Source organism: Paenibacillus sp. FSL R7-0333 (assembly GCF_038000365.1).
GTDB lineage: Bacteria > Bacillota > Bacilli > Paenibacillales > Paenibacillaceae > Paenibacillus_AQ > Paenibacillus_AQ silagei.
In genome coordinates this window covers 2,520,147-2,533,366 of the sequence record NZ_JBBOBZ010000001.1, presented here as the reverse complement: position 1 = coordinate 2,533,366, position 13,220 = coordinate 2,520,147, and the positions used below count along the sequence as shown (strand labels likewise).

The 13,220-nt window shown below is 48.9% G+C and carries 11 protein-coding genes; 1 reads left to right on the top strand and 10 read right to left on the bottom strand.

The window, feature by feature from the left end:
* Window positions 1-42: 42 nt before the first annotated feature.
* Window positions 43-822 (top strand): helix-turn-helix transcriptional regulator, encoded by a 780-nt coding sequence (locus MKY86_RS10360; protein WP_076073573.1) that lies wholly within the window; start codon window positions 43-45, stop codon window positions 820-822.
* Between the two features lie 70 nt (window positions 823-892).
* On the opposite strand, the gene MKY86_RS10355 is transcribed toward MKY86_RS10360, so the two are convergent.
* The 10 genes from MKY86_RS10355 to MKY86_RS10310 form a co-directional block, all read right to left on the bottom strand.
* Window positions 893-2,476, bottom strand: coding sequence for a response regulator transcription factor (locus tag MKY86_RS10355; protein ID WP_076073571.1), 1,584 nt, complete (start codon window positions 2,474-2,476; stop codon window positions 893-895).
* Entirely contained in the window at window positions 2,477-4,228 is a 1,752-nt protein-coding gene (locus MKY86_RS10350) for a sensor histidine kinase (RefSeq protein ID WP_076073569.1), read from the bottom strand.
* Window positions 4,229-4,255: 27 nt separating this feature from the next.
* Entirely contained in the window at window positions 4,256-6,043 is a 1,788-nt protein-coding gene (locus tag MKY86_RS10345) for a hypothetical protein (protein ID WP_076073567.1), read from the bottom strand.
* Window positions 6,044-6,058: 15 nt separating this feature from the next.
* Entirely contained in the window at window positions 6,059-6,946 is an 888-nt protein-coding gene (locus MKY86_RS10340; protein ID WP_076073565.1) for a carbohydrate ABC transporter permease, read from the bottom strand.
* A 27-nt stretch (window positions 6,947-6,973) separates the two neighbouring features.
* On the bottom strand, window positions 6,974-7,903 hold the full coding sequence (locus MKY86_RS10335) for an ABC transporter permease (RefSeq protein WP_076073563.1): 930 nt from the start codon (window positions 7,901-7,903) through the stop codon (window positions 6,974-6,976).
* A gap of 94 nt (window positions 7,904-7,997) precedes the next feature.
* Window positions 7,998-9,509, bottom strand: coding sequence for an ABC transporter substrate-binding protein (locus MKY86_RS10330; protein ID WP_076073561.1), 1,512 nt, complete (start codon window positions 9,507-9,509; stop codon window positions 7,998-8,000).
* A 187-nt stretch (window positions 9,510-9,696) separates the two neighbouring features.
* Window positions 9,697-10,185 (bottom strand): LURP-one-related/scramblase family protein, encoded by a 489-nt coding sequence (locus MKY86_RS10325; RefSeq protein WP_076073559.1) that lies wholly within the window; start codon window positions 10,183-10,185, stop codon window positions 9,697-9,699.
* A gap of 50 nt (window positions 10,186-10,235) precedes the next feature.
* The gene (locus MKY86_RS10320) at window positions 10,236-10,946 is read right to left on the bottom strand and encodes a succinate dehydrogenase/fumarate reductase iron-sulfur subunit (RefSeq protein ID WP_076073557.1); all 711 of its coding nucleotides are present in this window, start codon (window positions 10,944-10,946) and stop codon (window positions 10,236-10,238) included.
* Between the two features lie 16 nt (window positions 10,947-10,962).
* Window positions 10,963-12,618, bottom strand: coding sequence for an FAD-dependent oxidoreductase (locus MKY86_RS10315; RefSeq protein WP_076073555.1), 1,656 nt, complete (start codon window positions 12,616-12,618; stop codon window positions 10,963-10,965).
* A 52-nt stretch (window positions 12,619-12,670) separates the two neighbouring features.
* Entirely contained in the window at window positions 12,671-13,207 is a 537-nt protein-coding gene (locus MKY86_RS10310; RefSeq protein ID WP_076073553.1) for a hypothetical protein, read from the bottom strand.
* Between the last annotated feature and the right edge of the window lie 13 nt (window positions 13,208-13,220).

Sequence of the window (13,220 nt, the reverse complement as noted above, 5' to 3'; positions counted from 1 at the left end):
ACCATGCTATAATTAAGCATGGTTGCCGGGAGGAGTATGGAAATGGCCCTTATTCACTATGTCGAGTGCAATACGATACACGGTTCTAATTTCGTTGTAGATGTTCCCGCTGGCGCGCACTGGCTCCTGGTCATTACCAAGACTCCGGCGCTATTCTGGGTGCATGGCGGACTCAAGCAATACCCTGCCCACAGCGTAGTTCTTTACCAGCCGCAGCAGAAAGTATATTATCAGGCCTGCGCCGGCCAATTCATCAATGACTGGATTCGTTTTGAATCCAATGAGCCTTATGTTACCGAATCTCCGCTTCCCTTAGGTATCCCCTTTGCGCTTAGCGACCCTGACTATTGCCAAAAGCTGCTTGAGCTGCTCGCCAGCGAGCATCATATGGGCGGGGACTGCAAAGCCTCCTCCATCGATCTGCTCCTGCGTGCACTGTTCAACAAGCTGTGGGAATCCTATTTCCAGGACAATATTACCCCGCAATATTACAAGCTGCTGAAGCTGCGCACGTCTATTCAGACCAATCCCGGGGAGTACTGGACCGTAGCCAGAATGGCCGGTGTGCTGGAGATCAGTTCAGGCTATCTTCAGAATATCTACAAAAAAACCTTCGGACTCTCCTGTATGGAGGATGTCATTAACAGCCGCATCCGCATGGCCAAGGAATACCTCATCCACAGCACAGAGAGCATCGCTGATATCGCAGCACGGTGCGGCTATCCGAATGTGGAGCATTTCTGCCGGCAATTCAAGCAAGTGACCGGGTATACACCGCGAAATTACCAGCGACAGGCCAAGGCCGGGGCTTCGCCGCCGTAACTCCAGAGCCTATCGGGGCTTCCAGCCGTTGCCCCCGGTTTGATAACCAGTAAGGGCAACGTTCAGAATTTCAGTTCTGCCGGTCCTCCATGGGAGTTACGCCGAAGAATGATTTATAGGCTTGCGTGAAATGTGAAAAGTTGGCATAGCCTACTTTGGCGGCAACCATGCTGATGGGCAAGGCTGTGTTCCGTAGCAGCGTTCGCGCCGTGTTCATTTTCTCGGTGATGATGAAGCTCTTCAGGGAGACATTCATTACACTCTTAAACAGCCGCGAGACGTAATTGGGTGTCAGATGGACCGCATCGGCAATATCCGTCCTCCGGATATCAATCTCTATGTTGCTGCGGATATACTGGATGATCGTATCTACCAGCCGCTGCGCATCCTGCTTGGATACGGCCACACTCTGGAAATATTCCATCACATATTGAATCAGCTTCTCCATGTCCGCTACACTGGAATAGGAATGAAGCGACTTGTCCAGCCATTCGCTGCCCTCAAAGATATCATTGACGGAGATGTCCATATACCCTGTCATATGAGAGAGCAGCTGCATGAAGTTCTGGTAGAACCGCTTCAGGCGTTCCGCATTCAGTCCTCCTTCCTCTGACCTTTGTCTTAAGAAGGACAACACCTGCTTCAGAATCTGGTCAGGCGATCCCTTGCCGAGGAACTGGTTCCACAGGTGCATATCCTCAGCATGGCTTGCATTCTGCGGGAGCATCTGATCCTGATTCCATATGAATACGTCATCCAGGAACGTAACATTGTCTTCCTTCATTTTGTGGAGCTCAGCGAACCGCTTGCCCAGCATATCGATAGACAGGGAGGAGCCGGAATAACAAGCAATCCTGCATTTGAAATACTTTTGCATGAACTCTCTCAAGCTGTCCAACTGCTGCTTAAGAATCCAGGTACTGACCAGTTCGTTCTCGCGGGAGAAAATGATACATAAGAAGCATTGCCCCTCCACGGGAATCAGCAGAATCTGCTGCCTGTAAGCGTCAAAGTGCTCCGTAATAATATTCGACAAGGCATAGGATAAGGTAGGGGTATCCCATACACTATAGGAATCACGGTCGCTGATCATATCGATTAACGTCAAGTACACCTTACTGCTCTCGTTAATCGGAATATTGAAGCTTCTCATATCTGCCAGGAAATGCTCCACATGGGTAGAATTCTCTGTGAACCATTCTTTCAGCAGAACCTGCAGAATACGCTCACTGTTATTGAACAGCAGCTTCCCGTAGGAGGAGTATTTCTCGGTCTCGCGTTTGCCCTTAATTTTGCGGACCGCCTGGATGATGGACTGCTCAATATCCTCATATTTGGCCGGCTGAAGAATGTAGTCATGCCCGCCCAGCTGAACCGCTTCCTTCGCATACTCGAAATCCGCATGAGAGGTCAGGAACAGGCAGATGAGCTCATATTGCTTCTCCTGCACCCATCTTAGGAGGTCAAGACCGCTTTCCCCGGGCATCTCAATATCGCTGAGCAGAATATCGACAATCTGACTTTTAAGAATCTCCTTCGCTTCCAGGGCATTGAATGCCTTCAGCACCTGTTCCACCCCGATGGATTTCCAGTTAATCCCTGAATAGATACCCTCCACAATATTGATCTGATCATCCACAATCAGCACAATCATCTAGACCACCCCATTGTTCGTCTCAGGCTCCGCCTGGGATTCGGGCTCGGAATACGGAATGAATATATCCACACATGCGCCATTGGAGTTGGAGAAAGACAGAATCGCCTTGCCCTTATATTGAATATAAAAGCGGCGCTTCACATTGCTGATTCCCACATGCTGCGAGTCTTCCCCGGTCTGCTCCGAATTCAGGCGGTTCAGCTCCTCCTCCGGGAAGCCCTTCCCGTTGTCCAGAATGGTGATGTTGACATAGTTCATTGCGTCATTCTTCAGCAGCCTGACCTTCACATGGATAATCAAGGACTTGTTCTGGTACATCCCGAATTTCATGGAATTCTCAACAAACGTCAGGATCGTGATCGGGGGGATGGGGAAATCCCGGAGCTCGTCCACCACATCCGCCGAGAAATAAATCGGTATGGACTGCGTCATCCGTTGCAGCTCCACATACGTCTCTGTATTACGCATTTCATCCGCCAGGGAGACAAAATAGGGAGATTCCTGAAACATATGCCGCAGATACCCTGACAGCAGAAGGATCATCTCCTGGATCTGCTTATAGTCTCCGTTCTGGGCCAGGGCATACAGGTTGTTCAGGCAATTCAGATAAAAATGCGGGCGGATCTGGATTCTCAGATACTGCATGGTGGCAAGCTGGGCTTCCAGCATCTGTTCATAGGTCTTGATGTTCAGCGACTTGATCTCCTGGAGCATCTCATTAAAGGTCTCGCTCATCTGCTCAAATTCCAGAATCGGGGACTGATTGCTCATGGTTACGTCAAAATTACCGTCTTTGATACTGTTCATCGTATGGACCATGCCCTTAAACGGAGAGAAAAAGGAACGGTTGAGCAGATAATAACCTAGAGGTACAAGGAGCAGACACAGGATCGAGGAGAACAGCAGCGATAACTGCTTGGAGTCCATATTGGCCCAGATGCTCCGCAGCGCCACCAGATACACCATCTTCACCCCGCTCACCCCGAAGTCGCTCTGAATGAACAGGTACTTCTTCTCTCCTACCTTCGTTGTATCATAAGGCTTGCCGCTGCTATTCGTTGTCAATACGTGCGTTGAAGGATCTAAATCGGGATCGGCCGTCAACAAACGCATGTCCCCGGAAGCAAACAGCAACGCGTTGGCATTCGCCGAACCGTCCATATTCAATAATTGGGCAGCCCTGTTCAGGTGGATGATGCATACGAAGTAAGCCTGCTTGTATTCAAATACCCGGACCAGATAGGATTCAGCATTCAGCTCGCGCACAAACCACCCGGCAGGCGTGAAATCCCCTTGCTGCATCATCCCCTGCACTTCTTCTGTCAGCTTTGGGCGGTTCATCGTTTCGGTTTTAAGTTGAAATTCGTTCCACATCAGTCCGTTAGGGGCGGAATATAGAAAAAAACCGGTAACGATATCATACATGGACATGACATTTTTGCTTTTCTCCATGATCTCATTGGCGGACAGGAAGGCGTCTAATTTCCCCACTTTATAGCCCAGGACCTTGAAATTCGTATCGTTCGCTACCGTTGTTGACATGAAGGCATGGATATTGGACAGATTCTTCTCGAAGGACGAGGAGTAGACACGGAGCTTGCTCTTGTTCTCCTGCAATATATTGGCGTTCACCACCGTATTTGCCGTATACAGATTGTATAAAAGCAGGCAAATCAGAAAGGGAACGATCAGTAGCAGCAGGATCAGCAGGGTCTGTTTTTTGTATGAAATTCGTGCTCTCGCTCTCATAAGCATCCGGCTCTCCTCGGGGGATATCTACACCAACTTGAATACTCTGTACAGGAGCGGCTGCACCTCAACCTCAAATACGGATTCATTCGGTCTCCCGTAAAAGACTGGCAGTACGTCTCCGGTTCTTACATCCACCAAATTGCGTCCATTCCCGGATACGTGCACCTTAACCTTCTCCTCGGAGTCCGCAAATGACTCCACAATAAACGTATCATTATCATACAGAAAGACGGAAATCTTCCCTCTGCACTCTAGATAAATCTTCAAATCACCCATCAAATGCTGGCGCATGATCGTCAGTACTTCTGCCGGATACTGATACAGCTCGACATAGTCATCCGGTACGGTCAGAACATAGACGGTTCCGTTGCCGTATTTATTTCTTAACAGCACGGGAGCCCAGTGGTTTTCTTTCTTAAGCGCGACCAGACAATCCCCGGCGTTGCTCATATACTCAATGACCGGCAACAGCACGCTGCTTCCGCTCCAGTAAGAGCCGCTGAAGGCTGAGCCTTCGGAGACAAATTCATTGGAGCAGGCTTTTCTGCCGGTATATCTTGCCGAGGTAAGCTCTTCGATGCCCTTGCCCTGCATCTCCCGCAGGAACCCCGAGGTGATACAGACATCCGATCCGTTCAGCAGGTGATTACTCAGCTTATTCATGATGTCAGGATCTTGGGCACCGCTTGCCGAGATGAAGACGAGGCCGGAGCTGTCCGGGAATTGGGGTGCAGGCTCCAGAGCGAATCCGGCCATGCCCAGATGATCGTACAGGTGATCCTCGCCCCGGGCATGAAACGGCTCATACGCCGATAAGCCCACAGGATTGCCGGCTGCACCCAGCACCTGATCCAGGCGGCCCAGCTCATGACCGAGTGCAGGAATCTGAACGGTGTCGATCAGCCAGCTGTAGCAGAACAAGGTCAACTCTCTCCCCTTGGCGAACAGCGTGAGATAGGCTTGTTCGAGGAAATAGGAAATATGCGGCGTGCTTCCCAGCGAATCGATCCACCCTCCTGCATTATGCCCGGGCTTCAGCTTCTCCAGCCAGCGCATGAGCGAATAGCTGCCATATCGCGGAAGGCTCTGCGCGGAATGGTTGGAATCCCTCGTCTCCGTGCCGGTATAGATCTCATCGAATATCCCGGCCTGTGTCTCGGGGTTATACCCCGTCTCCTGATAGGCTTCATACCAGTCCGGGAATTTGATGATCATGTTCACCTTGGGATTGACCGCTTTGGCGGCGCGCATAACTACATTCTCCGATACATCCGTCATCAATTGCAAGCGGAAATCCGCCCAGCTAAGGTCTCCCTTGGCCTTGATGCAGGACGGACAGGTGCAGTTCGTGAAGAAGAAATCATCAATAATCACCTCATCGAACACGCTCGCCGAGAATCTGACCATGTCCTCCAGCTTAAGCAGCTCTTCCTCATTGGTGTAGCACAGCGTTGTGCATGACCGCTTATAGCCTTCTTCAACCGGCTCGGCCTGGCTTCCAAAAATCGTGCCCCCGCTGCCGAAAACCCCGGTGTCATTCCGGAGCGGCTTACTCAGTGTCGTCTTCATCAGCGTGGTTGTAATCGCGCCGGAGACGGCAATTCCTTTGGCAAGGAAAAACTCCTTCATAACTTCAAGCTGCTCTCTGGACATGTCCATATCGTCCCTGTGGGTCTCCAGATAGACCTTGGAGCAGTTCAAATGCTTCTCAAAAAAATCAAAACCGCGTCTAAGGCTCTCTTCAGAATCAAAATTGGAAATACATCTCGTCGTAAAATATAAGGCTACCTTAAAATTTGAATAGTCCGGCATTGAAATTCTTCCCCCTTATCCTTTAACTGCACCGACAACGATCCCTTTGACAAAATACCTCTGGAAAAACGGGTAGACCACCAGTACAGGAAGCAGGCCTATTACGGCAATGGCCATTTTGATTGCAGTTGTCGGAAAATTCATCGCCATGTTAACCTGCAGCTTATTGCCGAGTCCGCTCATCATGAAGAGTGTGTCGAGCAGCATTTTGTTGAGCAGCACCTGTAAGCTGTACAAGCTTGTGTCGCTGATAAAATAAAGTCCGTTCAGCCAGTCATTCCAGTACCCGAGTCCGATAAACAGGACCAGTGTTGTAATAATCGGCAGGGACATGGGCAGTACAATTCTCCACAGAATCCGGATCTCCCCGGCTCCGTCAATCTTGGCCGCTTCCGTCACGGCATCCGGAATGTTCGTCGTGAAATAGCTGCGCATCATAATGACGTTGAACGCGTTCATCAGCAAATTGGGAAAGATCAGCGCATACATGGTATTTTTCACATGGAAGACCTGTGTCCACATAATATAGCTCGGAATTAATCCGCCGGAGAACAGCAGGGTGAAGAAAATGAAAAAGGAAAACAGATTCTTCCCCGGAAGATCCCTGCGCGACAGCGGATAAGCGAACATGGTGGTAATGAGCAGACTTAGCGCTGTCCCGGCTACCGTGACGATAATGGAGATCATATACGCCCGGGCCACATCGCTGGAATTAGTGAATATATACTTATATGCGGTAAAATCAAGATGGCTGGTGAAGAATGAATACCCGTCCTGAATCAGGCTGGTCTCATTGGTAATGGACGATACGATCAGCAGCAGGAAGGGAATGATACATAATATGGATATTGCAGCCAGGCATAAGTGTACAAACACCCGGAAGCCCTTGTTGGTTTGAACCATCTGCATTCCCTGCTTTCTATGAAGATTCTAGAATAATGCACTGTCGGGATCTCTTTTCTTGACAATATAATTAGCCAGCAGAATCAGGACAAACCCGACCATTGACTGGTACGCACCGGCAGCTGAGGACATTCCGATATTCTGGGTCTGCATAAGTCCGCGATAGACATAAGTATCAATGGTATTGGTTACATTCATGAGCGCCCCGCTGTTCATGGGCACCTGGTAGAAGAGACCGAAGTCCGAGTAAAAGATCCGTCCAATCGCCATCAGCGTGAGAATGATAATTGTCGGTTTCAGCGTGGGCAGGGTAATATGGCGGATGCTCTTCCACTTGCCTGCACCGTCGATTGCCGCAGATTCATAAAAACCGCTGTCGATCCCGACCAAGGTGGCATAATAGATAATCGTATTGAAGCCGAAATACTTCCAGACATTCACTATTACCAGAATATATGGCCAATACTCGGGTCTGGTATACCATGAGACAGCATCTATCCCCAGCGGCTTCAGGAGTGAATTGTTGATAAATCCGGTTTCGGCACTTAAGAAGCCATAGACCAGATAACCCACAATAACAATCGAGATCAGATAAGGCAGCAGAATGGTGGTCTGGTATATATTTTTGGCTACCTTTGACGTCACCTCATTCAGCAGAATCGCTACCCCTACGGACATTAGGGTTCCAATGACAATGAACAACAGATTATAACCGAGCGTATTGCGTGTAATCAGCCAGGCATCCTGGGTCTTAAATAAGAACTCGAAATTCTTAAGCCCGATGAAATCGCTGCCCCAGATCCCCTTCTGGTAATTGAACTGCTTGAAGGCAACAATGATTCCGCTCATGGGAATATAGTTGTTGATGATGATATAAATCGTGCCGGGAAGCAACAGCAGATACAGGGGCAAATACTGTTTAAATTTCCAGCGGCTCATTTTTTTCACGCGACTCATTGGCTTCCTCCCCTCTCCCTGCCCCGGCGGCCGGAACTCGCTCTTGCTGTCCTGACCGCCGGACCGGAGGAGCGTTCTTATGGCTAACTAGCTGTTATTTCTTCTGGGCGAGCCAGGCATCAAGCTGGGCCTGCTTCTCCGCGATAATCGTGTCGATGCCGGCGCTCTTCAGCTCCTTCTCGAAACGGGGGAGCACTTCTTCAGGGTTCAAATCTCCGCAATCCAGTGCATTAACAAACTTTGAGAGCACATTATTGACCGCAGCAATCTCCGGCAATACCTTCGTATTGTTCCAGACAAACCCTTTGGCCACGGACTTGATGGCTTCTTCGTTGAACTTCAGTGTATCCTCCCACACGGTAGGGGAATCGGATGCCCACACATGAGAGATCAGCTCATTCGGCCAAGCCCACGGATCAACGTTGTAGGTCTTGTTACCGGCATCCATGCCCTCTGGGTAATCGATAAGCCCTTTGGCCTCATCTTTTACTACATAATTCTTGCCTTCCACGCCATAGATCAGGATATTAGCCAGCTCAGGGTTAGTGTACATTTCATTTAACACCTGCACCGCTCTTTCCGGCTTTTCGCTGTTATGGGGAACGTACCACAGATTGTTAATATTATTGGTTGTAGAATACGGGGAGACCAGTTCAATGACCGTCATTGGCTTGCCCGTGCTTCTCTCAATCTCAGCCTCGACGCCGGGCTTGGTGTTGGTGATGGACGAGAAGGCCTTCCCCGCCTTAATCAGACTAACCGCACTCTCCGAGTTGGTTGAACCGTTCGGAAGCAGCAGCCCTTCCTGCTGCCATTGATAGCGGCGCGCTACAATATCCTTGTAGGTATCCGAGGTATACCAGTTCACCACTGTCGTGCTGTCTTTGGTGGAATCCTCCAGTACGCCGGGATCTCCTCCCAAATCATCCTTGTAGGAAATATAATATCCCATGGTTCCGGCATCCGAGACGAGCGGGTACATATTCGGGAATTTTGCCTTGGCTGCCTTAAGGAGACCCTCATAATCTTCTTCGGTCTTGATCGAAGAAGGATCGGTGCCCAGCGCCTCCAGATACTCTGTCGGGATGGCATAGCCATAACCGGAGGCCAGCTCCTTATTATTGCGGACCGCATAGATCTGCCCGTCCACGGAAGTCGAATCCCAATCGGACTGCGGTATTTGCTCCAGCATATCCTTGCCGTATTCCTTGAGCAGATCATTCAGCGCCACCACCTGGCCGCTGTTGGAGGCGTTCGGAACGGTCAGCCCCAGGCTTGGCATCAGGTCAAATTTCTCCCCGGAGGACAGCATCAGATTTCTTTGTTGATTAAAGGAACTGAAACCGTACCGGACCAGCTCAATAGTGGTGTTAAACTTCGCTTCTGTAATTTTGCTTGCTTCTGCGGCAACCGCCTTCACCGCTTCATCATCCGCATCGTCCACCATAATTATTTTGACTACATAAGGCTCCTGGGAGGATTCCGATGCCGCCGGGGCAGCAGGCGTGGCTTCCGGGCTTGCCGCCTCTTTACTGCAGCCGCTCATTAGGGCAGACAGTACAACTACCGAGCTTGCCAGTAACATTGTCTTTTTTTTGATCTTCATTGTTTCTTGCCCCCTCTTGATTATTACTACAAATTTATTGTATCCGCTTTCATCGAGGTAAGATATCAGTTTTGATGCTTATCATTATCAATTTTGTTTCATGATTTTATACCAAATACAAAACAGCGATCCTCCAATAACGGGAGAACCGCTGCTCTTTTTGTCTTTTATGTTGTTGGAAGAATAGCTACTGATTAGAAGACGAGGCTTCATCACTCTTCACACAATCGATCGCCACCACAATCGCGATGATGATCGCCTCCAGCTCCTCATTCCATACTTGCACGCTGTAGCTGTCGCCCCAGGTGAACCACTTCTTGCTCACTTCCCCGACGACCGCCCCGCGCTGCAAGACCTGGAAATCCATATCCCACCAGTTCCCGTGCACCTCAATATCCGCCGAATCTATTGAATAACGCGCCTTGAAGAACGACAGCTCCTTCTTAATGGTGAGCACCTCACGGCCATCCGCTTCCACGAAGAACTTGGGCAGGAAGCTGAACACCTTCTTCGTAATCTGTGCAACTTCCCTTCCGCCTGCATTCATAATCAAGAAGGTCTTTGGAATCCGCATGAAGCTGCCCTCCACGTAATACACATCCTGTTCCCGCTCATCCTTCACCGTGAACTTCTCGCCTACGCTGAATACCTTTTGCTTGATGTAGAGCTGTTTCATGGTGTGTCCTCCGCTATCGTAGTTTGGTAATTATATCAATCAGTTTCATTTTATCCATGTTTCCCAAACATGTTCCACATTCCCCAGACCGATACTCTATTCATTTTGGAGATCGCCTCCACAATCGGAATGTCCATGGGGCATACCTCCTGGCAGGCAAGAGATTTGGAACAGCCATCATATACTCTTTGGGTATATTGTTTCTTATAGGCCTTGTCCTCACTTAATAAGGTCAGATTAGTCATAGACATCGCAGAGGACATTCCAGTAAATAGCTCACCCAGGCTGTAATTGGGGCAGACCTCCAGACAACTGCCGCACATCAGACATTGGGACACTTCATATTGCAGCGTTAAATTGGCGGTTCTAACCTTTGCCGGCTCTTCCAGCCATAGCTTCATGTCCTTCATCACTTCAAACATTTGACTCCGGTCCACTGCCAAATCGCTTATGACCGGGAATTTACTTAGGGGATGAATCGTAATTTCATTGTTTTCTTGTACCAGATCATCGCAAAATAATTGGCAGGACAGTACCGGCTTCTCATTAACCACCATTGCACATGCTCCGCACAGTCCCTGTTCACAGCTGCAGTCCCAGCGTATCGGCCGCTCTCCCTCGTCCCTTTCCAGCATTTCACTATTCAGATTATTAATTAGAGTCCCTATGGATACATGTAATTCACCCGAATACTCAAAATTCTGCCAGTATGCTTCCTTCGTTGCATCATCCTGCCGCTTGATATTAATCCTGATACTCATAGTACTGCCTCTTTTCTTAATTAAACTCAATGCAGATACTATTATTCAGAAATACTGCATTCGTAGATTTCTTGAATTGTGTATCATTTTTTTCACTATAATCGATTCTCTGATGTGCCCCCCGGCTCTCTTTTCTGGCCAATGCCGACTCGACCATTCCCCTTGCCAATACAATATTGGCTGATAATGTTTTGTATTCATAAAAATGATGATGATACCATGACTCTGCGCTGTCGCTGTTCATTTCCTCCAGCCTTTTTTTGGCTTCAAGCAGCTGTCTCTCTTTTCTATATATACCCATGGCGCCGTACATAAGCTCTGATAATTCTTGTTTGATCTGAACATAGCCTTTTATAGAAGTGTTCGCTCTCTTCTCCCAATGCTGCAGCTCCTGATTTGCTGTCTCCAGCTGCTGTTTACCTATTTTGTCTGCGGCAGCAGCATCGATTGGGCCGACCCTTAGAGAGCTTTCGGCTGCAACCCACCCTCCACAAATCGCGCCTAATAACGAATTTCCGCCCAGTCTGTTGGCCCCATGATATTGAGCGGAGCATTCTCCTGCGGCAAAAAGTCTCGCTAGATTCGTGGTGTGATTCTTATCCGTCTTGATTCCCCCCATAAAGTAATGAATCCCTGGAGCCACTGGAATGGGTTCCTTATACGGGTTAACGTTTAAGAATTTCGAACAGATGCTGACAACTTCGTCTAACTGTACATCAATAATTTCCGGGGACAGATGAGAGACATCCAAATAAACCTCCTGGCTCCCGTTAATACCCAGCTTCATCTCATTACATACTTTATAGATACTCTGGCTCACCACATCACGCGGCATTAATGCCCCATATCCCGGAAACCACTCCTCCATGAAGTACCAGGGCTGACCCTCTCTAATGACGTACAATCTTCCTCCGACGCCACGTGCAGCCTCCGTAATCAGCATACGTTTGGAAGGGGTATGTACTGTTGTAGGATGATATTGAATCATCTCCAGATTGGAAAATTCGACCCCTTGTTCAAGCAGCATTCCCGCGGCATAGCCATCATTTAATCTGGAGCCGGTAGTTTTTCCGAAAACGCCATTCGGCCCTCCGACGGCCATAATCACAGCATCGGCAACCAGGCTTTGCAGTTCGTTCGTGTTCTCGTGCAGCAGAACAGCACCCGCACATTCCTGGCCTTCTATTAATAGGGAGTGGAATCTCCAGCCCGTCAGCCGCTTGATTTGGCCAGCAGCTTCATATTTCCGGCATTTTGCTATGATAGCTGTGGCAATTTGTTTACCGGTACGCGCACCCGCGTAGGCAGTACGTTTCTTTTTTTGTCCGCCGAAATTCCGTAAATCCACTCTGCCCTTCTCATCCCGGGTGAAATTCACACCGATTTCTTCAAGCCAGCGGATGATCTCCGGAGCCCTCCGTACCAGATTAGCCACGGCTTCAGGGTCATTAAGCTCACTGCCTCCCCGCATGGTATCCTCAAAATGCTCATCTATCGAATCATCTTCTTGTTTGGTATTCAGGGCAGCATTAATTCCGCCCATGGCCATTACAGACTGCGCTCTCTCTGAATACGCCGGTGACACCAAGGTAACAGCTGCTCCTTCTTCCACAAGCTTCAGCGCTGCCGTCATTCCGGCCAGGCCGCTGCCCATTACAAGTATATTCTTCATCCGAATGCTGACACTCCTCTCTCTCCCTCAGACAACAGCTTCACCCGGCTGTCTATGCTGCCCAAAACATAATTTGGGACCCCATATACATCACCAGCACTAAGGCCAAGAAGACATAGGTCCCTCTGATGAAGAGCGGGTAATTCTCCCGTTTTTTAATGACTCCCATGGATATAAAGAGCTTGGGCACACTGATGGCCATATGCAGACCTACAGTTAAGAGAAACAAAAACTCTGCTGAAACATAAATAATATTAAATATAGTCCCGTCTATCCGTTTACTTAATTCAATCACCAGGATATGCACCAATAAAAATATCCCTGTGAAAATACCCGTTGCGGACTGGATTACAGTGCCCATATTGAGCTGCGGATATTGCTTGGCTTGTTTATCCCTTTGGCGATTTTTCACCATCAGGAAGATCGCGGAAAGCATATGGACGGACATGACAATGGACAGAATTCCGCCGATTGTCATATGAATATATCCATACGGCATGATTCCTGCGTAATAGATACAGGCCACTATAAGATGTATCAAAAAAAACAAAGTGCTTAATGCTCCGGAAATCGCAACTATTTTCTTCATGCCAGGAACTCCT

Bases quoted from the DNA above. Each gene is read 5' to 3' on its own strand.
- MKY86_RS10360 (WP_076073573.1), top strand. From the start codon at position 43: ATGGCCCTTATTCACTATGTCGAGTGCAATACGATACACGGTTCTAAT.
- MKY86_RS10355 (WP_076073571.1), bottom strand. From the start codon at position 2,476: ATGATTGTGCTGATTGTGGATGATCAGATCAATATTGTGGAGGGTATC.
- MKY86_RS10350 (WP_076073569.1), bottom strand. From the start codon at position 4,228: ATGAGAGCGAGAGCACGAATTTCATACAAAAAACAGACCCTGCTGATC.
- MKY86_RS10345 (WP_076073567.1), bottom strand. From the start codon at position 6,043: ATGCCGGACTATTCAAATTTTAAGGTAGCCTTATATTTTACGACGAGA.
- MKY86_RS10340 (WP_076073565.1), bottom strand. From the start codon at position 6,946: ATGGTTCAAACCAACAAGGGCTTCCGGGTGTTTGTACACTTATGCCTG.
- MKY86_RS10335 (WP_076073563.1), bottom strand. From the start codon at position 7,903: ATGAGTCGCGTGAAAAAAATGAGCCGCTGGAAATTTAAACAGTATTTG.
- MKY86_RS10330 (WP_076073561.1), bottom strand. From the start codon at position 9,509: ATGAAGATCAAAAAAAAGACAATGTTACTGGCAAGCTCGGTAGTTGTA.
- MKY86_RS10325 (WP_076073559.1), bottom strand. From the start codon at position 10,185: ATGAAACAGCTCTACATCAAGCAAAAGGTATTCAGCGTAGGCGAGAAG.
- MKY86_RS10320 (WP_076073557.1), bottom strand. From the start codon at position 10,946: ATGAGTATCAGGATTAATATCAAGCGGCAGGATGATGCAACGAAGGAA.
- MKY86_RS10315 (WP_076073555.1), bottom strand. From the start codon at position 12,618: ATGAAGAATATACTTGTAATGGGCAGCGGCCTGGCCGGAATGACGGCA.
- MKY86_RS10310 (WP_076073553.1), bottom strand. From the start codon at position 13,207: ATGAAGAAAATAGTTGCGATTTCCGGAGCATTAAGCACTTTGTTTTTT.